The sequence below is a fragment of the Vibrio sp. 10N.222.48.A3 genome, assembly GCF_041475345.1.
Lineage (GTDB): Bacteria > Pseudomonadota > Gammaproteobacteria > Enterobacterales > Vibrionaceae > Vibrio > Vibrio tasmaniensis_A.
The window spans coordinates 1-973 of the sequence record NZ_JBFRVX010001613.1; the positions used below are offsets into that span (position 1 = coordinate 1).

Consider the following 973-nt stretch of genomic DNA (forward strand, 5'->3'; position numbering starts at 1 on the left):
AATTCATTTTTAAGTGTTTGTTTTTCATGTTTATTTTAAATTTATTGGAATTAAAATAAAAGTTGGCACACAACATGCTTTTATACTTTTCATAAATGATTAATACAGATCTTAAACCTTATCTAGGGTTTATCGCGTAATACACGGTCAGTGCTTATCCATATGAGAGTAAAGCTGGCCGCTTCGCAGAAATTTTGCGAACTCATAAGGAGAGCAATATGGCTATTAATGTAAGCACTAACGTATCTGCTATGACAGCACAACGATACTTGAATAAATCGTCTAATGAACTAGCGACTTCTATGGAACGTTTGTCATCAGGCCATAAGATCAACAGTGCAAAAGATGATGCAGCTGGCCTACAAATATCAAACCGTTTAACAGCACAGTCTCGTGGTCTTGATGTAGCAATGCGTAATGCAAATGATGGCATTTCGATTGCTCAAACTGCAGAAGGCGCGATGAACGAATCAACGAACATACTACAGCGTATGCGTGATCTAGCGATTCAGTCATCAAACGGCACTAACTCACCAGCAGAGCGTCAAGCATTAAACGAAGAGACAATGGCTCTTCAAGATGAACTTAACCGTATCGCAGAGACAACAGCTTTCGGTGGCCGTCGTTTATTGAATGGTTCATTTGGTGAAGCTTCATTCCAGATTGGTTCAAACTCTGGTGAAGCGATGATTATGGCGCTGACTAGTATTCGTGCGGATGATTTCCGTATGGGCGGAACAACATTCGACACTGAAAACGCTAAAGATAAAAGCTGGGAAGTACCAGTAGCAGCAAAAGATCTTAAGTTTGAATTCAAAACTAAAGCGGGTGAAGAGATTACTCTCGATATAAGCGCCAAAGCCGGCGACGATATCGAAGAACTCGCAACTTACATTAATGGTCAATCTGATTTAATTAACGCATCGGTTACTGATGAAGGTCGCATACAGGTATTTGTTGCCGAGCCAGATTT

At 40.3% G+C, this 973-nt stretch carries 1 protein-coding gene; it reads left to right on the plus strand.

All coding sequences use genetic code 11. From position 1 onward, the window contains the following. Positions 1-218 precede the first annotated feature (218 nt). A partial coding sequence (locus tag AB4653_RS28050) for a flagellin (protein ID WP_372105899.1) occupies positions 219-973 on the plus strand: 755 nt, incomplete at its 3' end.